The sequence below is a fragment of the Tunturibacter psychrotolerans genome, from assembly GCF_040359615.1.
GTDB lineage: Bacteria > Acidobacteriota > Terriglobia > Terriglobales > Acidobacteriaceae > Edaphobacter > Edaphobacter psychrotolerans.
The window spans coordinates 1,258,924-1,281,032 of the sequence record NZ_CP132942.1; the positions used below are offsets into that span (position 1 = coordinate 1,258,924).

Genomic DNA, 22,109 nt, shown 5'->3' on the forward strand with positions numbered 1-22,109 from the left:
AGAGTTACGCGGGGACGCACTGTTTGAAGACAGCTGCGCCGATGCCACGTATTCTACTCGGGAGATTGTGGATGAATGATATACGAGAGAACAAATGATAGCTGCGAAGTGGATTGATCTTCAGGCGTGGGCGATGCGGGGGATGGACTCGCTGGCGGCGCGGTGGGCTAGCGGGAATAGCGGACCGGCACACCTTGCTACGGGTGAGCAAGGGGAACGGGAGGCGCTGTTTCATCTGCGGAAGCTGGGGTATACGATCGTGGCGCGGAGGTGGAAGAGTGCGAAGTTGTGGGGCGATATCGACCTGGTGGGTTGGGATGGGCCGACATTGTGTTTTATCGAGGTGAAGACGCGGAGCGGAAGGGATTCGATGCCGGCTGAGTCGGCTGTGGACAGTGACAAACGAGACATGCTGCGGAGGATGGCGCGCGCGTACCTGAGGGGGTTCCCGGAGAAGTTGAGGGCGGAGGTACCGGTCAGGTTCGACGTGGTGTCGGTATACTTGCTGCCATCTGGAGTTGAGTTCGCGCTGTATCGAGGAGCCTTTGGATGGTGATGTACGCGCAGGTGTCGGATGTTGCGCTGCTGGATTCGACAGCGTTAAGCGATCGCCTGTCGGAGGTGCTGCGTGGTGCGATGCCGTGGCTGGTAACGATCTCTGAAGCTGAGGCGAGCGTGCCGGAGCACCCGGGGAAGTGGAGCGCGAAGCAGGTGATCGGGCATCTTATCGATTCGGCGGTCAACAATCTGGGACGCATTGTTCGGCTGCAGATTGAGCCTGGGCAGAGTTTCCCTGGGTACGAGCAGATGGAATGGGTGGATCTGCAGCATTATGCGGAACGCGAATGGGCGCAGGTCCTGGCGCTTTGGTTTGCGCTGAATGAGCAGGTGGCGTGGACGATTGGTCATATTGAAAGAGGACGGCTGGGAAATATTGGTTCAGTGGCGGGCGCTTCTCTGACGCTGGGATTTCTGATTGAGGACTACATCGCACATATGCAGCATCACCTGCGGTTGATGCAGGCATGGATTGGGAAGCGGTGAGGATCGGGGTTGGTGATTAGCAACCTTGAAAAGGTGAGCCGGTGTTTAATAGGTTGATCGACTATGTTGGCGGATTTAGATCTGTGAGGATGAGAAGCAATGACGCTGCTGAATGCACCGGAGTTTGATAGCCGCCGCGAAACGCGAAACCGTAATTTATTGATTGCTTTTGGCGTTCTTGTTGCGCTGGCGGTTGTGATAGGGGTGGGCGGTTATCTGCTGGGTCATGGGTGGTTCCTTTCGAATCTTCCGGCCGAGCACAAAGTTAGTAACTTCTTTAGTGCCCTCGAAGCGAAGGACTACGGCAAGGCATTCGCGATTTATACAAACGATCCGGACTGGCAGCAGCATCCCGAGCGGCATAAGGACTATCCGCTGCAGCGGTTTACCGAAGATTGGACGACGGCGAGTCCGGTCGGCGAACCGATTCGTTCGCATCATGTCGATATTTCGAAGACGGATGGGACAGGAGCGTTTGGAAGCGGGATCATTGTCGCAGTGCGCGTGAACGGGGATCACAAGCTGTTCATGTGGTATGAGCGCAAGGATGGAACGTTGACCGAACCGGCGCCGCACATGCTTCAGTACGACTAAATTCGCGAAGAGGTACGTGGCAGGTTATCTCTGTGGCTCTAAAGTACAATCACTAAAGCCACTCGGCTAACTAAGGAGTACCTGGTTTTTTGAAGAAAGCCCTCATCACAGGAGTCACTGGCCAGGACGGAGCCTACCTTGCCCAATTCCTCCTTGCCAAAGGTTATGAAGTTCACGGGATTAAGCGTCGCAGCTCACTTTTCAACACGGCTCGCATTGACCATATCTATGAGGATCCCCACAATCCTTCGCCGCACTTTATCCTCCACTACGGCGACCTGACGGACTCCTCGTCTCTCATTCATATCGTTCAGAAAGTCCAGCCTGACGAGATCTATAACCTAGGCGCCCAATCTCATGTTCAAGTGTCCTTCGAGCAGCCAGAGTACACTGCCGATGCCGATGCGCTTGGACCGCTTCGGCTTCTAGAAGCAATCCGCATCCTGGGCCTGGAAAAGAAGACGAAGTTTTATCAAGCCAGCACCTCGGAACTCTACGGGCTGGTCCAGGAGATTCCACAAAAGGAAACCACCCCTTTTTATCCTCGGAGCCCTTACGCGGTAGCCAAGCTGTACGCTTACTGGATTTGCATCAATTACCGCGAAGCGTATGGAATCTACGCCTGCAATGGAGTTCTCTTCAATCACGAGTCGCCGCTGCGCGGTGAGACCTTCGTTACCCGTAAGATCACTCGCGGCCTGGCCCGCGTCAAGGTGGGACTTCAGCAGCAAGTTTTCCTGGGCAATCTGAGCGCAAAACGTGACTGGGGTCACGCGCGAGATTACATCGAGATGCAGTGGCTTATGCTCCAGCAAGAGAAACCGCAGGACTACGTCATCGCCACCGGCGAGCAATTCAGCGTCCGAGAGTTCGTTACACGCTGCGCGAAACTTCTCGATATGGGCTTGACCTGGCAGGGAAGCGGCATCGACGAGAAGGCTGTCGATTCGAAGGGGAATATAGTTGTCGCGGTGGATCCTCGCTACTTCCGACCGACCGAGGTGGAGACTCTGCTCGGTGACCCTAGCAAAGCGAAACGTGAGCTGGGCTGGACTCCGCGAACCAGCTTTGATGAACTAGTCCGTGAGATGGTCGATGCAGATTTCAAAGCCGCCCAACGAGATGCATTAGTTCGTGAACACGGTTTTGACGCTTATAACGTTCGCGAGACCTAGAGATTGCTGCGATTGAATTTTGCGTCGTTTGAATACTGGTTCTCGTGAAATTTACCTCAGTTGCCGTAGACCCCTCCGGCTTCAGTGCCGCAAGTTCCACGAGTGACCGGAGGTTGTTTTTATGAAAAAAGACTCCCGCATCTACATCGCCGGTCACCGGGGCCTCGTCGGATCAGCTATTCGTCGTGGTCTCGAGCAGGGCGGCTACACCAATATACTTACGCGTACTCGCGATGAACTTGACCTTCTCGATACCGCTTCGGTGACTCAGTTTTTCGCGGAGACGAAGCCAGAGTACGTCTTCCTCGCAGCAGCGAAAGTCGGGGGGATCCTCGCGAACAGCACTTATCCAGCCGACTTCATCCGCGACAATCTCGTCATTCAGTCAAACATCATCGAATCGGCCCGCAAAGTCGATGTTGCCCGGCTTCTTTTTTTGGGCTCTTCTTGTATCTATCCGAGGCTTGCTCCCCAGCCAATGCCTGAGTCTTCACTGCTCACCGGTCCTCTTGAACCTACAAACCGCCCGTATGCTCTTGCCAAGATCGCCGGCATCGAGATGTGCTGGAGCTATAACCGTCAGTACGGTACCCGTTACCTCGCGGCGATGCCGACAAATATCTACGGTCCCAACGATAACTTCGACCTCAACACGTCGCATGTCCTTCCCGCGCTCATTCGCAAGACCTTCGAAGCTATCAAGGCAGGGGCAAGAGAGATTACCGTTTGGGGTACCGGAACTCCCCGCCGCGAACTTCTCTATTCCAGCGATCTGGCCGAGGCATGTATCTTCCTCATGAATCTTGATGAAGCCGGTTTTCAGTCTCTCCTTGTCGAAGACTCTCCTCCGCTTATTAACATCGGTACGGGCGAAGATGTCACCGTGCGCGAACTCGCCGAAACCGTCGCTCGGGTTCTCGGCTTCTCAGGCCAACTGGTCTTTGACATCACCAAGCCTGATGGCACGCCGCGGAAGCTGATGGATGTCAGCCGCTTACACAAGCTTGGCTGGCACCATACGACTAGTTTGGAACAGGGAATTGGTCTCACCTGGGATGCAGTCCGCAATACGTTCTAGACAGGAGTTATTTGGAGTGCTTCTTGTCGAGATCTTCGACCCACTTGGAAAGTGACTCGGCCGAAACGATCTGCCGTTTTATAAATGCGTCCAACAGTAGTCGGGTGTCGACAGCGGCGAATGGTAGATCGATCCGCGCGCCTGTTTTTTGGTAAGGCACCTTCACAATGTATGCCGGACGGTCGTCGAAAGTCGCTCCATCGCTTGCGACCTGCTCTTCCGGAGTCCAGTCTGGAGCGATAGACCAGGAGGTGGTCCGCCAGGAGTGGTCTCCCATGATGACTATGGCAGAAGAGTCCCACTCGCCGCGCGATTCAAGGACGGACCGCAGATGTCCCAGATAGAAGTCTGCGAGAGCTAAGTTGTCGATGTAGCTCGAGTCTCCCACGGTGAAGCTTCGTGTTGTGCGGTTGTAGATGCCGCCCGGATGGGGTATGGGCATGTGGAGCAGGATAAAGTCAGCCGAGATATCTTGAAGGAGGCGATCCGCTGAGGCGGAAAGCTCCTGATAGTCGGCGATGTGAAGTGTGGCATAAAGGTCCGTGGCCTTGGGTTCGTGGGTGAGTGCGGTATGCAGACGATCCACGAGGATGAAACTTGTGAGAATGGGCTGGAAGGTGTTCCTGAGGATAGAAGCTTGAGGCATCGATCTGTTTTGAGCTAATCCATTCAATATCCAGTTGCATTGATCAAGCACGTCTGGGAGGATGCGGCAGTATGGGTTATACCAGCCGGCTACCGCGGTGCTGTAACCGGCATCGAGAGCATCCTGGAAGACTGTAGCGTGTTGGTTTAAGTTCTCCCATCTGTTCTCGCTCGAGAGATGGATCATCAGACTTCCATCCGCGCGGGGGCGGATCTTGTCGATCGCCAGACCCGACATAAACGATGGCACGACAATTTCTGTCCTGTTGCCGGCTGGCACGGCATGCGTGAATACAGTCGTCTGGGTGGCGAGAGAGTCGAACTCTGGAAGGCTGAGGCCTTGAAATCTCTTTCCATAAATCTGCTGGTACGACAGTTCATCGAGGATAATCCAAATGATGCGAGGGTGGGTGGCTTGCAGCGTCTGGGGTAAGTTCGTCCTGCGGTGAAGAGGGCGTGGTGCATTGAGAGAGCGTGCCTGCCATCCAAACCACGCCAATTCGACGAGAATCAAGGCTCCGCAGACGGCAATCGAACACAACACTGAGACCGCAAATCTCTGGGCGCGCTCAAATATGGGCTGGCGAGTTGGCCGCCAGCGAGCCATAAGAACTATAAAGGCCGCCAGGCTTAGGCCAAGTATGCTCCGGCTTAACCAGTGGGGAAAGTACCAATCAGTAAGAAGAGCCCAGTTTTTCAGAAATGCCCATGGCAAGACAAGAACGATGCCTGCCCAAACTGCAATCGATTTTCGACTGGATCCTTGAGCAGCGAGCATGAGAATTGTGAATATCGTCCATACCGCGATGAAATTCAGAAATGCGGGGATGAAGAGCGTCCTCGCGGGTCCGGTCCAATGGTAGACAGTGTAGTGGGCAGGCGATACAAGCGGACCGACAATCCATAAACAGCAGATTGTCGTCACTCCAAGGGCGGAGGCTATCGAGAGAAACCGCCGCTGGGTCATCTCTTCCTCATGCGTGATTTGGCTCGTTGATTTCGAGCAACTTCACTGATCTGCAGCCCATTCCAAAGCTGTACTTGTTGAGGGTCAAGCGAAGGTCTTCGCTGGCAAGCAAGGTCGTAATATATGTGGTTGGAAGACAGTTCATTCTTTGATAGTGGATGAGGCCAAGGTTTCCTTTGCGCGTGCTGCAGGGAGGCACCCCTGGTAATACGCTATTCTATCCCTGACGCTTTAGCTCCAGACGGGTTACACTTAAGAATTGGGACGCGAGGGAGAGGCTATTCCTCAACTGAAAACTCACGGATGAAGACGGACATATTAGTGGTGGGCGCAGGATTCGCCGGCGCAGTAATTGCGGAACGATTCGCGTCGCATGGGAAATCTGTTCTTGTCATCGACAAGCGCTCCCATATCGGCGGCAACGCCTTCGACGAGTTGGACAGTGCCGGAGTATTGGTGCATCGATATGGACCTCACATCTTTCACACGAATGCGCCACATGTCGAAGAGTATCTCTCCCAGTTCACTGAATGGAGAAGATACGAGCATAGAGTTCTTTCTTCTGTCGAGGGAAATCTCTATCCAGTACCGATAAACCTGCAAACGATAAACCAACTTTACAGTCTTTCGTTGGACGAAGAGGGTGTAGCGGCATTTTTTGAAAATGTTCGAGAGAAGCGCACGCCCATTCGTAACAGCGAAGACATTGTGCTCAACAATGTTGGCCGCGATCTATGCGACAAGTTTTTTAGAAACTACACACGAAAGCAGTGGGGTCTCGATCTCTCCGAGCTAAGTCCAGCAGTCGCCGGAAGGATTCCCGTACGCACCAACAGCGACGACCGCTATTTCACTGATAACTTTCAGAGCATGCCAGCGGAAGGCTACACGCGGATGTTCGAACGCATGTTGGACCACCCGAATATTCGGATAGAACTAAATACCGATTTTCGAAATGTTCGGAACAAGGTTGATGCAACACAGACTTTTTATAGTGGCCCTCTCGATGCATATTTCGATTTTTGTTTTGGTAAATTACCCTATCGGTCCCTGTCCTTCCGTCATGAACATTTTGCTCAAAAAGAGCAATATCAGCCGGTCGGGACGGTGAACTATCCTAACGACTATGAATACACCCGGATTACGGAGTTTAAGCATCTCACTGGTCAGAGCCATTCTGGGACATCGATTGTTCGCGAGTTTCCTGAGACGACTGGCGATCCGTATTATCCGGTCCCGACGTCGGAGAATCAGGCTCTTTATCAAAGTTATAAAAAGTTGGCTGATGCTGAATCCGGAACTTTTTTCATTGGCCGCTTAGCGGAATATCGTTACTACAATATGGACCAGGTTGTCGCTGCCGCTTTGCTCCTCAGCAGCAAACTCCTTAATAATCCCAGATGACTTCAAGTACAAATGCCGCCGTCGTTGTTACTTTCAATCGGAAACAACTCCTCACGGAGTGCGTGGATGCGCTCTTGCACCAAAGCCTGCCGCTGAACGCAGTCTTTATTGTGGACAATGCCAGTTCGGATGGCACGAAGCCGTACTTGCAGGAGCGGGGTTACCTAGAGAATCCGCTTATCCGTTATATCGAACTATCTCAAAACCTCGGCGGCGCCGGAGGGTTCCATGTCGGAATGGATGCCGCACATAAAGCCGGATTCGATTGGGTGTGGGTGATGGACGACGATACGGAGCCTTATCTAGATTCTCTAGAAATAATGGAGCGGCTGAAGCGTTATGATGAAGTCGTTGCGATCGCTAATCTTAAGGTAGATCGTCTTGGGAACGAAACCGCTGACGGGCTTAGGCTCATGTCGAGATCGAATCCGACACCCTATGCCAAGGTTCGATTTTCGTCATTTGTAGGTCTGCTTATTCGATGCTGCTCTATTGATAAGATCGGCCTTCCGATCTCGGACTTTTTTATTCACCGCGATGACACCGAATACTGCATGCGTCTTCGTTCTATTGGAGATATCGCGCTCGCGCGTGAAAGTGTAGTAGCCCATAAGGAAGTTGCCCGCCGGCAAAAGAGCAGACAAATTTTCTCGCATGTCTTTTATCAGAAGGACATCGAAGGGTATTGTTTTGATTATTATCGCCACCGCAATACCGCCTGGATAGAACAGAACTATCGTAAGAATCCAATTGTTCGCTATCCGCTTTTGATCATAAGGTTTCTTTGCTTTGCGGCTGCTGTACTAGCGTTTGATGTAGACCATCGTTGGCTGAGAATCAAAATATTAGCGAAGGCGAACATGGATGGGATCCGTGGGCGTTTTGACAACGGCTTTCCCCAACGTTTGCGCGAGCGACTCAGGACGCTTCGATCTGTTTGAACTTAAATCCGTCTTATTCCTTGAAGTCAATTGAGTAGTCTGAGCTTCTCATGACTTCGTGATCTTTGCATCTATCTTTCGTCGAACCATCGTTGCATCTCGCTCGAAGTTGCTACTCTGCACTTCTGTATCAGCTTCCTCTTCTTTAGAATGCGAGGGAGCAGTCTAACGAAATCAGGAAGCCCTGCCACCAATTTAGGTTCGATGATCAGAAGATAACCGAACAAAAGAAGTTCTCTTGTGGCGATGAAGGGTAAGTCACGCACGAAGCTCCAGCCGAAATCATTCTTGATGATCGAAAAGAGATGATTCCGCCAATCCCAATAAACTACACGCGAGGGTAAGCTTTTTATGTGCCGGGTGAACTCAGCCGGCTTCAGGAAGCCGTGCTTACTCTGGCCCGCGAATCGAGAGTGGTAGATCACTGCGTGCGGCACGTAAGAACAGCGAAAGCCGGCGAGGCGTAGTCGCCAGGACAGGTCAAGATCCTCCCAGTAGGTAAAGAAATCCTCGTCAAAATACTCGGATTGCCCGAGCTTGACCTTCTCGAGGGAACTCATCCGGTAGGCAGCTGCGGTAGCAGAGACTCCGAAGACGTCTTGAGCTGCATCATATTGACCCCTGTCCACCTCCAATTGTCCTCTTTCCCGTGCTCTTCTTGCCCGGGAGATGGTCATGCCAGTACCGTCCAACAACCAAGAATTATCGGGAAGAGGATCCGGCTTGAGCATCTTCCCCTCCGCAGCCGCGACGCTGGGATCGATAAAGACTGCGAGCAAAGTCTTTAGATAATCGGGAGGCATTACTGTGTCTGGATTCAGCGGCATTACAAACTCAGAGTTAGCATTGCGGAAAAATCTATTGTTGGCTCCAGCAAAGCCTAGATTTTTTTCGTTGTTGACGAACCGAAATTTCGGATTTGTTCCAAACCGAGTTACTATCGCACTCTCGATAGAATCGTTCGATCCGTTTTCTGTCAGCGTTACGGAATAATCATCCAGGCTTTGATTGAGAGCGGCACCTATACATTTTTCGAGGAGTGCTAGGTCTTGGTTAAAGCGAACTATATTGATAGCGACTTTTTGCAAAGAAGTTTCCACTTTCGAGGCATTTACGCACCTAAAGAGTGCGTATTCAAAGAGAAGTTCTCGCGGCCTCCGACTGCAGTCTCTGATGGATTTTTGCTTCTGCTTTTGAGAAAAAACAGATATATCCAAATGATTTGGGTGATGACCGGAAGGCTAAAGAAATGATTATAGAAGATTGTCATGAATAGACATTGGCCGATGACAACATAAATCAGTTGGTCCCGGAAGTTCGAGCGCCGCCAGTAGAATCCCGCGAAGGCAGCAATCAGAACACTAAAAGACACAATGCCCAAGCTTCCGTAGTCCTGGAATGGTCCCACATAAGCAGTACTAACATTGAAGGCGGAGTCTACAAGTTCTCCGGAAAGAGAAGTTGCCAGCGAGTCACCGTAGATAGCGTCACGAACAATATGTGGAAACAGCGGGGCTGCCGTATTGGGGAACAATATGTTGTCAACTGGATGACTTGAGGCAATTGTGTAGGCAAGATTGTTCAGCGGCGTAGTGACATAGATATAAACCCATAAGAATCCGGAGGGCAGCCAATCAGGATACGCATCGGTCGGTTGAGCCAGAGTCCGAAAATTGATTGCACCTGTTCTGAGATCTCCAATTGCACCAAAGCCGACCGTGACCAGAATCACGGCCACCACTAGCCTTGTCGCAATTTTTTTCGAGATTCCTTTATACAGAACAACCACCATGGCGCTCTGTAGAAGATCTACAATCATCATGCTTCTAGTTATTAGGAGGATTGACCAGGCAAGAACGCCCAGTGGGCCAAGAAGATAACGCCGGCCACCATATCTGACGAAAATTCCTGTGTAAGTAAGCCCTATCGCAAGAATCAATGAATTAAGAAGGCCGTGGAGCGATTGAATTCCGAAATCGAAATACGTTTTGGAATTTCCCGTAACAGCCCAAACTAGAGGTACTCCGCCGCTTGCAAGAATCTCTGCAAAGCTAAATACAGCCCAGAAAAATATCCACCATTTTAGCCGACCCGTGAGGATCGACAGTTCTTCCATTTGGCTCATGTCGCAGAGAAGGTGGTTTCTATCTGCTTTAAGTTTAGGAACTAGACGGAAGTAAAGCGCACTTACTCCTAGTGTGAGAGTGTACGGGATGAGGATGAGGCCAACCGCAGACGTGATCTGTCGGTTCGTTGCGTTTAGCACCTTGCTGAAGCGCATGAGGAACAGGGTCATTACCCCAAGCCAGACAACGTTAAAAATTAGAACTGGGTGCAGTAAACGACTTTTATTCGTCATGTGAGATCCCGCAATACGACGACGAGAGGTCATACCGACGTTTGGTGTATCGGAGAGCCCATTTCTCGATCTGCTCCGCGGAAAAATCGCTTGAGGCATCGTTTAGTGAAGTGAAATGTACTAGCTTCTTCCTCACCACAGCTTCACACCTTAAGTTTTCTATTGCTAGCGGAGGTAGCCACATCTATATGTCTCTCTTCTCGGCGAGGTGTAAGCATGTTTTGAAGCCGCCCAAGAAGCGACAATCCGAACTGCAGTACTGCCCAACAAGCTTCGGGCGATGTATGTTGTTAATGAAGTGGCCGCGTGTTCTAGATACATAGATCGCCAATGGAACACTGTAGCATATCACTCAAATCGGCTTTATGCTAGGATAACAGACGCGATTCGGACAATCCCAACTATGGAAACAGAAGTAGAGAGAGCAAAGCAGCCCACCCACGCACCGCAAAACCCAAGTACAACTTCCGAGGAAAACGTTGACATCTTGGCAGCGTTTCTAATATTGGCCCGCAGGCGGAGGTTTATTCTCGCTGCGACATTTGGAGCAACGCTTCTGGGAGCGGTCATCAGTTTCTTACTGAAACCGACGTTCACGGCCGAAGCCACGATTGTCCCCCCCCAGCAGGCTTCATCGTCAGTCTCGTCAATGCTAGGTCAACTCGGGGCGCTTACGGGTGGTGCTGCCAGCTTGGGTGGAGGGCTTGGTCTCAAAAGTCCTGCAGACATGTACATTGGGATACTGCAAAGTCGTACCATCGCTGACAGTGTGATTGCGACTTGCCATTTGAAGGAAGTCTACAAGACCAGGACTCTTGTAGATACGCGGGCGGCGCTAAAAAAACATGTTGAGTTTACTTCCGGTAAAGATACTCTCATACATCTCACCGTTAAAGATCGCGACCCCAATCGGGCGAGTGAAATCGCAAACAGCTATCTCGATCAACTCTATAGCATGAATTCAGACTTAGTGGTCAGTGAGGCCTTTCAACGGCGCGCATTTTATGAGCAGCGCCTAACGGATGAGAAAGCCGCACTTGCTGATGCTGAGGTTTCGATGCGAAATATGCAAAAGAAGACTGGTCTGATTCAACTAAGCGGACAAGCTGCGGCAATCATCGGTTCGATAGCACAAGCGCGCGCGCAACTGGCCAGCCGTGAAGTGGAGTTGCAATCCATGCGGACATTCGCAACGGAGGAAAACCCAGAGACCATTCGTTTGCAGGAAGAGATTGCGGCGCTCCGTTCCAATCTGATAAATCTCGAGAATAATCAACGGGCGCTTCAGCCGGGCGACATCCAACTACCTGCCGGTCAAGTACCGGATGCGGCGCTCCAATATGAGCGACAGGTTCGAGATCTGAAATATCACGAGACGCTTTTTGAGCTGCTGGCGCGTCAGGCTGAAGCGGCTAGACTGGATGAGGCGAAATCAGCCCCAGTCATCCAAGTGGTTGATCGTGCAGTTCCTCCAGATAAAAAGTCCGGACCTCCCCGAACTTTGATAACAATCGGGTGTACATTTTTGGGTTTCCTCATGGCTTCCCTGTGGAGCTTCGCTGTTGCTGCCTTCGAGAGAATGAAGCTCGTGCCAGAGCAGGCACAAAAACTCGAAGACTTGCGATCTGCATTTCGTCTCTAGTGGAATCTTTATTTTCATAGGACATTTGCGTGTTAAAGTTATAGAGAAACGGTTTAGATAGTCACCGGAGAGCACTCCTTTGTCAAATGGCTGAGAGATATGTGTTTTCTAAGTTGCTGCACGGTATAGAGAAAGCCCGAAAGATAAACGATTGTTTTCTTCCCGCACTAAGTGCCGGATTGCCAGCACTGGATCGATTGGCGCAGTTGCACGCGCGGCTAATTACGCTCCTTCTTGTCATTTTTATTTCGGGTTGTTCGAGCGTCTCGTGCCGCAATGCCGCTTCGATTACGGGGCAACCAGCAAATCAGACAGTCGCATTGGGAGAACCTGCCATTTTCACTGTCGCCGCAGCCGGTGCGCAGGCATATCAATGGCTCAAGAATGGGGCACCAATCTCCGGGGCGACACAGGCGACCTATATCAGCCCGCCGTCTTCGACGGGAGATTCCGGATCTTCCTTTAGTGTCTCCGTGTCCAACTATCTTGGACAGGTTGCCAGCAGCCCCGCGACTCTGACGGTCGTACCGGCCGCTTCGATCGAGGTGCGCTTTGTGGCTCCTTCTGGCAACGACCTCAATGCAGGCACGATCGATCAGCCGTATCAGACCATTCAGCACTGCGCCTCGACCATCGGACAAGGCGGAACCTGTGAGGTTCGCGCAGGAACGTATCGGGAGACAGTTGTTCCGAACTCCAATATCACGATCAGTGCTTACCACTTCGAGACAGTCGTTGTCGACGGATCTGACCCGGTGACTGGATGGGCACTCGATCATGGATCGGTCTATAAGGCAAAGGTCATCCTAAATTCAGATGACACCAATCAGGTCTTCGTAGGTAGTGACATGATGACAGAAGCTCGCTGGCCCAATGGGGACGATCTTTTTTACGTCAACTGGGCCACAGCTGCGAAGGGGACGACCGGCAGCCAGATTATTGATCCAAAGCTGCCGAAGGTAGATTGGACCGGAGCGAAGGTGCACCTATGGAGTGGCCAAGATCCCTTCGGGAACCAGACCGGTAAGGTAACGTCCTCTGGTACAGGCCGGATCGGCATCGACGTAGGCCAGGCTGGTACTTGCCCTTTCATCTGCCCTGCGGAAAAGGGATATTACTACCTCTATGGCACTCTTAACGCTTTGGATGCCGAACGTGAGTGGTTTTATGATGCGGACTCGACGACCCTCTACTTTTTTGCGCCCGGAGGAGCCGATCCGAATCAGATCGATGTTCGTAGCAAGCAGCGATCTTACGCTTTTGATCTTCGGGGAAAGACGGGTGTGACTGTTGCAAACATCACCATCTTTGCCAGCACGATTATCACGGACGAGGCGAGTTCACAGAACATGGTGGACCGCATCAACGCGATGTATGTCTCTCAGTTTACGGATCTACCACCGGCGGCCGACGACCTCAACGGGGCATCCTTCAGTATCCTCGATGTCCATCGTAAGGATACCGGGATCATGGTCAATGGCACGGGCAACACAATACAGAATAGTAAGATTGCCTATAGTGCGGGCAGTGGCATCGCACTTTCCGGTAAGGGAAATGTGCTAAGAAATAACCTGATCGAAAATGTCGATTACGTTGGCGATTACGCTTCTGGAATTGATATGGATGGCGACAATAACACTGTCCAATACAACACAATTCTTACTGTTGGCCGACAGGGTATTTACATCCAGGGCGTCATGAATGAGGACATAAGCTACAACAATATCTTCAATGGGATGCTACTGAGCAGAGACGGCGGAGAGATTTACGCATGTTGTAATCAAGTTGCTGCTGGCACCAGGATCCACCATAATTGGCTGCACGATACTCAGGCGCTAATCGGTGGTCAGGGCGATTCCTTCCCGCTGTCTGGCCTGGGGATAGACAATGGCAGTAGCGGCTTCCAGGTCGATCAAAATGTGCTCTGGGACAACAAAAAATACAATATTCTGATTAACGGTGCGACGAGCACAATTCCAAACAACAACCACATTGCCAACAATACGATTCCGGATAGCTCTTCAGGAGCGCATATTGGGATCACTCTAGTTCAGCAGTGCACGTCGACTAGCATCGTGGACAACAAGGTTGTGTCGGACGTAACAGACTTGAACAATGGAAACAAATGCATGTTGTCCAACAACCAGAGTACTGCCCCGGGCGCGACCGAGATGTCGGTATCTACTCAGGTTGGCTGCAACTTCTCTGGTTGCGCTTCGACCCGTCCCCCGGAGATCACAGGCGACTCCGTTACTTCCTGTCCAGTCAACCCCCCTCTGACAGGTCCCTGAGGTCGGGGATAGCTGTTGCCTATCCCTATGCAGGTATCATGGAGGTTGGATTTGATTCGAAACGGACTTTTGTTTTGCAAAGATTCTAAAGGCTATTTTTTTTATGATTACAGGATCGAAGGGCGGCCGTCGGCTGAAGCAAACCGATCAGACTTCACATCCCCTGGTTTCCATTATTACCGTAGTGTTTCGAGCCCGACAGGATCTTCCCGGGCTGCTTGACAGCATCATCAGGCTCAAGGACGACAGCGTGGAGTTGATCGTTGTGGATGGCGGCTCTGCCGACGGAACATGCGAGCTGCTACGCGAATATGACTCCCAGATCGACTACTGGGTTAGCGAACCGGATGGCGGCATCTACGACGCAATGAACAAAGGTGTCGCGGCCGCACGAGGAACGTTCCTGCTACATCTCAATGCCGGGGACAGGCTTCTCTCTATTCCTCATCGGGAGCTTGAACAGGCAGCATTGAAGAATATTGAGGTTGTCGCTTTCCGCGTATCCATCGACGGACACTTCGAATTTGAACCGTCTCGGGGTATCGCGCTCAGGTTGAACAACACTCTGCACCACCAAGGGACATTCTTTCGAAGAGAAACATTTCCTGCTTATGACCCGAAGTACAAGGTATTTGGGGACTTCGATGTAAATCAGCGCCTTGCTATTCGCGGAGCGGAGATGGAAGTGTTCGATCAAGTGGTGGCTCTCCACACAAGAGGAGGGATCTCCGCCATATCCGATCCGGTTATCGATTCTGAGTTCTTCGGCGTGATCGAGAAAAATTACGGACGACACTATCTCCCCGTAGCGTGGTTTCTGTGCAAATGGCGTGGCCTCAAGGCAAGGCTGGGGCTCTTTTAGCTATAGAGGCCGTCAGCGTGGTCAATTAGACCACTACCGTCTTCCTCACAATCGCTTGATAGACCTCGCCGAACTCTCGTTGCCGCAATGGAAAGTCAGCGAGGGCTCTCTCCTGCATCGCGGCGTCTTGGTGTCCGTCAAATCCGTCAAACGCGGTAGCCATCGCTTCAGCCAAGCCATCCGAATCTTCCGGGTTAAAAAAGATCCCCCGCTTCGGCGCCTGTTCTCTATGCACGGGAATGTCAGAAAGAACGATCTGCTTTCCCATCGACTTCCCCTCCTCGACACTAGTACTCCATCCTTCGAACAGTGAGGGATTGAGAAAGGCTGTCGCATGTTGCATCAGGCCAGAAAGGTGGTTGAAGGGAATTTCGCCAAGGACGCGAAAACTGTCTAGCACCTCGGAATCGGCTGCATACTGCATCAGCGAGGGAAAAAAGGACGGGTTACGGTAGTCCTTCGATGAACCTGTGGCGAGAACCTGAATCTTTCTGTTTTGCAGTTTCAGCTTTTGCAAAGCCTTGATGACGATGCGGTGATTTTTGTGGGCCCAGAATTGATTGGGCAGCAAAAAATAAGGTCCAGTGAAGTCGTAGAGCTGCATCAGGTCCGGCAGGCTCGCGGCATCGGCCAAAGGCATCGGACTGGCGACAAATCGAAGCAATTGTGCTTTGTGAGCGTATTGCGGGGCAAAGGACACGAGGTCGTTACGGGCGCATTCACTGCTCACGACCAACGTGTCAGAGTTTCTGCAGATGTTCATGAACTCGCGACTGCGATGGGCACGCTCTTCCTGTGTGAAGAACTCCGGAAGATGGATGTGCTGAAAATCAGGAATCCAACCGATGGTTTTGATCTCATCTTGCCGGCCTAGGTGAAACGAGTGTGAGAGGACAGAGATTTTGTGTCTTCGGAGAAGTCTTCGCAAGAGAAGATCCTGGGAGATGGACTTCATTGCGACTCTGCGGGCGAACCAAGATGGAGTTCTGGGATCGAACATCGGGTCCGTCACTACTTCCATGCCGGGGAAGTTAGACAACTCGCCGGCTTGCCGCTCGCCAGTGAAGATCACGGGGGTGACCGTACTGCCAGGTACGCTGCGGATGGCGGTGAACAGATTTCTCAGATAGTTCTTGCCGCCGAGCCAGTGACCGGGAAGAAGCAGGAAGGCAACCCGAATGTTTTTTCCGGTGTTCACAGTGAAGTATTTCTCCACCACGTCGCATATTCCTCGACGCCTTCTCTCCATCGGCGCTTGGGACTCCAACCCCATCGCTTCGCGTTCTCGATGTCCGCTACGTAACGGCTCGGATCGCCACTTCGCTGCGTACCAGTGAAAGTCAGCTTTGTATCTGTTCGGGAGAGGCTACTGATGAGGTGGATGAGGATCTCCCGCACGGTGGTCCCTTCGCCACTCGCTCCGTTGACGACAGGACATTCGATCGAGGCGTTTTCTACTGCAGCAAACATCAGCTCGGCAGCATCCTCCACGTGCAACCAGTCTCGCAATTCATCTCCTGTGCCCATGAAAGTAGCGTCGTTCTTACTGAACTTGCGGCATGCATCCCACAACAACTGTTTTTGCAGACCGCAGCCATAGACAGAGAAGAGCCGCACAATGGTTGCAGAGGTTCCAAACTGACGAGCATAGGAGGCGACCATCAGTTCGGCCATCAGCTTATGCACGCCATACTGGGAGATGGGGGCCGTGCGGCAGTCTTCCGTAATGGGAAGCCGGTCCACTGTGCCGTAGACGCTTGCGCTGGAGGGATAGACTATGCGACACGAGGGTGCAACTGTGCGGATATATTCAAGCACGTGTGCGGTTGTTTCTACTGTACGCACGAAGTCAGCGATTGGGTCCTCAATGGAAAAGGCGACAGATCCGCCGCCGGCACAATGAATGATTGCCGATGGAACTTCGGAGTACTCCTTAAGGGTGGCGAGACTCACGTCGGCGCGTCTCCACTCGCTTAGTCCCCATGATCTCCACTCATCCGGCGACCAACTACCATGACCCATCCCGACCACAGTGTGACCGTTCCGCGCGAAGAAGCGAGCCACATGGCGGCCGAGGAATCCGTTCGCCCCGGTAACGAGCACTTTGTGCTCGCCCATCTCAGGACACCTCGACTAACGGGAGTTGATCGATAATAGCAAGCTCCTCTGAGTCGCTAAGGGCAACAATCGTGCCGTCGGGATCACGAGACTCACGGAATTGGGACCTCACAAAGCCCTCCATTGGTATAAGCTCTCGAAGGTTTGGCGGTTTCAACTCACTCCGCACGAAGAAGGCATTGTTGCCAGCCGTATTACACCCAACGAATGAATATCCCTTGCGCTTGCTCAGCGAGCATAGGGCGGTGAGCGACGCGCCATAGTAGATGTTTGAAGGGTGTGCGGTGGTTCTTACAAAACTAGGATCGTATGGTACGGTCACGGATCTCTCGGGACCGAAGCGCGAGTTATATTCCAATACCACCACGCTCGGGGTGACGACATCGATGGCTTCCCAGACCCAGTAGTCATTGCCATCAAGGTCGACTGACAACAGCCCGATCGGACCTTCAATACCGTTACGGCGAATAAGACTGTTGATGTTGTCTTTAGTGATGAATGAGTTTTCTGCTTTGAGATTGAAACGCCAATAGATGTCGTCGCTCTTTATGTAATCAACGTGCTTGGCGCTCCCGTCTATCACTAATCCGGCCCAGTTGTGGTTGGTCAGTAGAAAACGCGTGTTCGATTCCGTGTAATTCTCTACCCCGAACTCGACAAAAACCTTCCTCGAGACTGCGATGTGTCGCAGAAGATGCTGCAAGATGCCATCTTCACCCCACTGAGAATATGTCCTGAATTCGGCTCCCTGAATGTCCCGGACTGGGAGATCCTGTAGTTGCCTCGTCTCGATCCTTCCCAGCGCTTCCTGTATCTTTTTGTTGCGGTCTTCAATGGAGCGAAGGCGCCCCGTGAAGGATTTCAAAGCGGAAAAAAACATTCAATATACCTTCATTTATAAATCTAAAGAAGCGCTCAGGATGATCTCCGGCCGTAACGAAAAATCTAGATTACTTCGGAATCGTCGAGCGGAAGTCACTTACGATTGTACCGGAGCGCCTTATTCCTCTGCTTCCGAAAGTGGCCGATAGCTTGTTGAACTACTTGATGACAATCAGGGGGTCGCATTGCCGATTATTTTTGCCGGATTACCGGCGACAATCGCATAGGCGGGAACGTCTTTTGTCACGACGGTTGCTGCTCCCACTATAGCGCCCCGGCCAATTCTCACTCCCTTGAGAATTGAGGAGTTGAAACCGATCCAAGCGTCGTCTTCGATCACGATGGGGGCAGAAGCAACATCTTCGAGGTGGGTAGGATGGCCTGTTGAGAAAATCTTCTTGATATGCAGACTTCGCCTTTCGGCGGATAACGAATGAGCATTGTGGTCATGGATGTTTACATTGTGGGAGATTAGCACCCTGTTCCCGATCGCGATTGACTCCGCAGACCAGATTCTGGAATTTTCTCCAACAAAACAGGACTCCCCAATTTTGATTGTTCCACCGTGGCCGAGCACGAGAAGTTGCCCCAATATCTGAGAGTGAGCGGCGATCACTATGGACTCCCTTTTCGCTTGATTGTTCTCGATCCGGCTTGAGGGGTATAAATGTGCGCCCTGTTCAAGAATGCAACTCTCTTTTTTGTGAAGAAATTCCGCTTTCTCTATTAGCCGAGAGAATGCCCCATAAACCTTGTGAGCTAACTTAAAAAGAGTGCTCATCTACGCTCTTTCGTTTAGTCGTTGTTCGTAATGGCCGGTATTTCTCTCAGTGATCGATCTTTGAACAACCTCGTAGAGATCCGGCGTAGCTTTCGTGGAATTCGATGTGCAAGCGACGTTGTAAATAGACCTTGGAGGCGCACATCGATGCTTCGTGAAGGAACGAAACTGGAAGGGTGCTGAAGCGGAAACTTCATCGTAGTCAAAGGGGGAGTGAACCTCGCGTCCGCGACAGAAGTGTTCGTTGCATCACATCCAAAGCCGATGTTCGCGATTAGATTGCTCCGAGGAACAACCGTCAAGGCATTATTTTTGAGACGCGTATACAGCCATTGATAATCCCACGTGGTCGGGGCTTGGTTTATGTGCACGGCATCAAAGATCGCTGTCCAGTAGGCGACGGCCTTCGGATGATCAAAAATTTCAGATAGCATTTTTTCGTTCTTCAGCTTCGGCCAGTCCGTGAGGTGTCTGTCATATTTTTGCCATTCCGCTCTCCATGTTGCCCATCCCCAAATGCCGCCAAGCTCCGAGAAATAATAGCTGGACTTGGTGTTCACGTATCTCTGCGTTAAGTTGGTCCCCGCTATCGACGAGATTCTGCTATCTCCGCGGTATCTTTCAAGCAATTCCTGGCAAAACGGGAAAAAGGACGAGTCTGGTAGACAGTCGTCCTCCAAAATAATGGCCTCTTCGACCAAGCTAAAGACCCAATCCAATCCGCTGATTACCCTTTCTTGGCAGCCCAGGTTGCTCGTGGCGAAGTTCGTGGAGACGTCGCACGGCCAGTCGATCCGGGTAACGATGTCACGCACCTCCTGGCACGCTTCAGCTTCGCCGTCATGATCTCGTCGCGGTCCATCTGCGACGAGCAGCAACTTTGCAGGCTGGACCTTGGAGATTACCTCAAACACGCGGCGTGTGGTCTCGGGCCTCTTGAAAACGAACAACGCCACGGGCGTTTGCAATGCCTCTGTCTGCATGAATGTGATCTACCTGCCTGAACCGAATGATGCCGGATCAGGCGAGCCTCCTTGTCCGTTACCGCTTGCTATAGTCTACAGATTGGACATGGCAGGCCGTTGCGACGATCGGAGGGATCTTTGGATGAGGAAGCCGTGTCTAAGGCAAGAGCGTCGTCGCACAGGGAGAATCGAAGATCTGCAGTTGTCCCTTCCATCTGCAGGTTAGGCAAAGGAACGGAACTTTGAAGCAGTCAGCGCTTGGGATACTGATAGCAGGAGAGTTAGACAAGATTGGGCCCGGCCTCCGCAAGATTGTGGGAAACCTGGGCTGGTTGATGGTCGACCGCGTCGTCCGCATGGGTACGGGCCTGTTCGTCGGGGTGTGGGTCGCACGGTATCTAGGCCCGGTGCAGTTTGGCAGCCTGAACTTCGCGTTGGCGTTCGTCGCTCTATTCGCGACGATGACGACGCTTGGGCTGGACGGCATTGTTATCCGCGAACTTCTGCACCATCCTGAGGATACCCACGAGATTCTCGGGACTTCGCTCGCGCTCCGGAGCGCCGGTAGTCTGATAGCAGTATGTCTGTCTATTGCTACTCTAAGGTTGATTCAACCCCACGACAGGGAAGCTCTGATTTTGGTGAGCATTATCTCTCTGACGTTGATCTTTCAGGCGTTCGACGCCATCGACTATCTCTTTCAGTCGCAGGTGCGCTCGAAGTTCACAGTGTGGGCGAAGAACGGTGCCTTCTTAGTCTTCGCTGTCATCCGTGTTTCGCTGATCAACATTAAAGCGCCCCTTTGGACGTTTGCCGCGGCCAATACCGGGGAGTTTGCGCTCGGAGCTGCCGGTCTGGTGCTCGGCTATCAGCTGTCGGGCGGCAGGATGATCTCTTGGAAAAGCAGCAAAAAGAGAGCGGTGCAGTTGCTTCAGCAAAGCTGGCCGGCGCTCTTTTCGGGAATGGCCATCATGGTATATATGCGTTTGGACATGGTGATGCTAAAGCTGATGCAGGGTGACTTTGCGGTCGGCCTATATTCCGCGGCTACTAAGGTATCGGAGGTCTGGTATTTCGTTCCTATGGCCATCGCGTCCTCCGTATCGCCTGCCATTATGAAAGCAAAGGATGACCCGGAGCTTCTACATAGCCGGCTTCGCAAGTTGTTCTCGCTGATGACTCTTTTAGCCTGCGCCATTGGCTCCATCGTCGCACTCGCCTCGCACGTGATCATCCGAACTCTGTATTCAAACGACTTCAGCGGAGCTGCTCCAGTATTGATGGTGCACATCTGGGCTTCCGTCTTTGTCTTCCTTGGGGTCGCGCAGTCCCCTTGGGATATAACCAAGAACCTTTTAACGCTCTCGCTTTATCGAACCGTCGCGGGTGCCGTGATCAATGTGCTGATGAACCTCTATTTGATACCGAAATATTCTGCCATGGGAGCCGCAATCGCTACAGTCGTTTCATATGCGATCTCGGGGGTATTCGCTAATGTCTTCAGCGCTCGGACAAGACCGATCTTTTATATGCAGATGAAATCCTTCATTCCGGGACGATTCTGGGCCTAACCTCGGCTGTCGCTGCGCTCCACTCCGAAGATTGAACCCATAGGGCAAAGAGCATTTGCGCACCAATTGTTATCCGGGAATACAAGATCGGTTGAAATTCCGAATAAGCTTTTTCAAGGCGTCCGCTCCGTCCTCGCACTCATGGATGTCGTTGGACAAATGGGCGATTGCGCGTCATATAAGTCACCGAACTGTCGCATTGTCTTCGTATCCGGGATATTTATGTGAGACTTCGATGGCCAATACTCTTGTTGCTGTCGATAGGGTTGTAACCGAAACCTCCGCCCGCAGAGAAGTCGACTGAAGTAAGGCCAGTCGGCTTCAACAAGCGCTTCTGCATGTGGCCCTCCATGTTACTCCGGCATTGCTGCTGTCATTCGTCACGGAAGCTATCAGACCCATACTGGTGCTGACGTTGAGAGATGAAGGAGGCGGGTTAAGCAGAGATACTGTGATCTGGTTTGACGGCGGCGGGTTTGGACCCGAGCTGCTACCGCCGCTACAGGCCAATAAAGATAGGGTTAGTACTGAAGCGCCTAAGAGTTGGACCGCGGAACGGCTGCATGCGTTCGTGGGAACGGGTGTGAACGAGAGACCATGATCATTGCGAATCTTGATCATCTGACCATCGAGAACGAGCCGGCGAGCAAAGATGTAGTTGGTCGCGAACGGTCTGCACTTGCCCGACTACCTGAAATCGACTTCCCGGCAATCAAACCCTCTTGGATTGTTCGAGAAAGATAGGGTCCAAAGCTCGTGTTTAATACGCCCTGGGGTTTCAATATGGGAT

Annotated in this window: 20 protein-coding genes; 12 read left to right on the forward strand and 8 right to left on the reverse strand. The window is 52.0% G+C overall.

Annotated features, from left to right (window positions below; all coding sequences use genetic code 11):
- Window positions 1-94: 94 nt before the first annotated feature.
- From RBB77_RS05190 to RBB77_RS05210, 5 genes are all read left to right on the forward strand, one after another.
- Complete coding sequence (locus RBB77_RS05190; protein ID WP_353065253.1) at window positions 95-556, forward strand: YraN family protein; 462 nt, start codon at window positions 95-97, stop codon at window positions 554-556.
- Window positions 550-1,044, forward strand: coding sequence for a DinB family protein (locus RBB77_RS05195; RefSeq protein ID WP_353065255.1), 495 nt, complete (start codon window positions 550-552; stop codon window positions 1,042-1,044). Before RBB77_RS05190 ends, RBB77_RS05195 begins: the two co-directional genes overlap by 7 nt.
- 99 nt (window positions 1,045-1,143) lie before the next feature.
- Window positions 1,144-1,638, forward strand: coding sequence for a hypothetical protein (locus tag RBB77_RS05200; RefSeq protein ID WP_353065257.1), 495 nt, complete (start codon window positions 1,144-1,146; stop codon window positions 1,636-1,638).
- A gap of 89 nt (window positions 1,639-1,727) precedes the next feature.
- The gene (gmd, locus tag RBB77_RS05205) at window positions 1,728-2,813 is read left to right on the forward strand and encodes a GDP-mannose 4,6-dehydratase (RefSeq protein WP_353065258.1); all 1,086 of its coding nucleotides are present in this window, start codon (window positions 1,728-1,730) and stop codon (window positions 2,811-2,813) included.
- Window positions 2,814-2,934: 121 nt separating this feature from the next.
- Entirely contained in the window at window positions 2,935-3,891 is a 957-nt protein-coding gene (locus RBB77_RS05210; protein ID WP_353065260.1) for a GDP-L-fucose synthase family protein, read from the forward strand.
- A 7-nt stretch (window positions 3,892-3,898) separates the two neighbouring features.
- Here RBB77_RS05210 and RBB77_RS05215 read toward each other — a convergent pair whose 3' ends face one another.
- The gene (locus RBB77_RS05215; RefSeq protein ID WP_353065262.1) at window positions 3,899-5,143 is read right to left on the reverse strand and encodes a sulfatase-like hydrolase/transferase; all 1,245 of its coding nucleotides are present in this window, start codon (window positions 5,141-5,143) and stop codon (window positions 3,899-3,901) included.
- A gap of 663 nt (window positions 5,144-5,806) precedes the next feature.
- On the opposite strand from RBB77_RS05215, the gene glf reads away from it, so the two are divergent.
- Window positions 5,807-6,907: a UDP-galactopyranose mutase gene (glf, locus tag RBB77_RS05220; RefSeq protein WP_353065264.1), complete on the forward strand. Its 1,101-nt coding sequence runs from the start codon at window positions 5,807-5,809 to the stop codon at window positions 6,905-6,907.
- Window positions 6,904-7,848: a glycosyltransferase family 2 protein gene (locus RBB77_RS05225; RefSeq protein WP_353065266.1), complete on the forward strand. Its 945-nt coding sequence runs from the start codon at window positions 6,904-6,906 to the stop codon at window positions 7,846-7,848. The genes glf and RBB77_RS05225 overlap by 4 nt, the downstream gene beginning before the upstream one ends.
- A gap of 71 nt (window positions 7,849-7,919) precedes the next feature.
- On the opposite strand, the gene RBB77_RS05230 is transcribed toward RBB77_RS05225, so the two are convergent.
- Window positions 7,920-8,936, reverse strand: coding sequence for a glycosyltransferase family 2 protein (locus RBB77_RS05230; protein ID WP_353065268.1), 1,017 nt, complete (start codon window positions 8,934-8,936; stop codon window positions 7,920-7,922).
- A 23-nt stretch (window positions 8,937-8,959) separates the two neighbouring features.
- Entirely contained in the window at window positions 8,960-10,207 is a 1,248-nt protein-coding gene (locus RBB77_RS05235) for an O-antigen polymerase (protein WP_353065270.1), read from the reverse strand.
- 403 nt (window positions 10,208-10,610) lie between these two features.
- Here RBB77_RS05235 and RBB77_RS05240 point away from each other — a divergent pair, with 403 nt between their 5' ends.
- From RBB77_RS05240 to RBB77_RS05250, 3 genes are all read left to right on the forward strand, one after another.
- The gene (locus tag RBB77_RS05240) at window positions 10,611-11,849 is read left to right on the forward strand and encodes a GumC family protein (protein ID WP_353065272.1); all 1,239 of its coding nucleotides are present in this window, start codon (window positions 10,611-10,613) and stop codon (window positions 11,847-11,849) included.
- A 320-nt stretch (window positions 11,850-12,169) separates the two neighbouring features.
- The gene (locus RBB77_RS05245) at window positions 12,170-14,140 is read left to right on the forward strand and encodes a right-handed parallel beta-helix repeat-containing protein (RefSeq protein WP_353065274.1); all 1,971 of its coding nucleotides are present in this window, start codon (window positions 12,170-12,172) and stop codon (window positions 14,138-14,140) included.
- A gap of 103 nt (window positions 14,141-14,243) precedes the next feature.
- Window positions 14,244-15,002 carry a glycosyltransferase gene (locus tag RBB77_RS05250; protein ID WP_353065276.1) on the forward strand — a complete coding sequence of 253 codons (759 nt, stop codon included), beginning with the start codon at window positions 14,244-14,246 and terminating at the stop codon, window positions 15,000-15,002.
- A 25-nt stretch (window positions 15,003-15,027) separates the two neighbouring features.
- Here RBB77_RS05250 and RBB77_RS05255 read toward each other — a convergent pair whose 3' ends face one another.
- The 5 genes from RBB77_RS05255 to RBB77_RS05275 all read right to left on the reverse strand — a co-directional run bounded on the left by RBB77_RS05255 (window position 15,028) and on the right by RBB77_RS05275 (window position 19,766).
- The gene (locus tag RBB77_RS05255; protein WP_353065278.1) at window positions 15,028-16,200 is read right to left on the reverse strand and encodes a glycosyltransferase family 4 protein; all 1,173 of its coding nucleotides are present in this window, start codon (window positions 16,198-16,200) and stop codon (window positions 15,028-15,030) included.
- Complete coding sequence (locus RBB77_RS05260) at window positions 16,197-17,120, reverse strand: NAD-dependent epimerase/dehydratase family protein (protein ID WP_353065280.1); 924 nt, start codon at window positions 17,118-17,120, stop codon at window positions 16,197-16,199. The genes RBB77_RS05255 and RBB77_RS05260 overlap by 4 nt, the downstream gene beginning before the upstream one ends.
- 1 nt (window position 17,121) lies before the next feature.
- Complete coding sequence (locus tag RBB77_RS05265; RefSeq protein WP_353065282.1) at window positions 17,122-18,000, reverse strand: hypothetical protein; 879 nt, start codon at window positions 17,998-18,000, stop codon at window positions 17,122-17,124.
- Between the two features lie 174 nt (window positions 18,001-18,174).
- A complete protein-coding gene (locus RBB77_RS05270; RefSeq protein ID WP_353065284.1) occupies window positions 18,175-18,783 on the reverse strand; it encodes an acyltransferase in 609 nt (202 codons plus the stop codon).
- Window positions 18,784-18,797: 14 nt separating this feature from the next.
- Complete coding sequence (locus RBB77_RS05275; RefSeq protein ID WP_353065286.1) at window positions 18,798-19,766, reverse strand: glycosyltransferase family 2 protein; 969 nt, start codon at window positions 19,764-19,766, stop codon at window positions 18,798-18,800.
- 296 nt (window positions 19,767-20,062) lie between these two features.
- On the opposite strand from RBB77_RS05275, the gene RBB77_RS05280 reads away from it, so the two are divergent.
- Both RBB77_RS05280 and RBB77_RS05285 read left to right on the forward strand, forming a co-directional pair.
- A complete protein-coding gene (locus tag RBB77_RS05280; protein WP_353065288.1) occupies window positions 20,063-21,319 on the forward strand; it encodes a flippase in 1,257 nt (418 codons plus the stop codon).
- 597 nt (window positions 21,320-21,916) lie between these two features.
- Window positions 21,917-22,063, forward strand: coding sequence for a hypothetical protein (locus tag RBB77_RS05285; protein ID WP_353065290.1), 147 nt, complete (start codon window positions 21,917-21,919; stop codon window positions 22,061-22,063).
- Window positions 22,064-22,109: the final 46 nt, after the last annotated feature.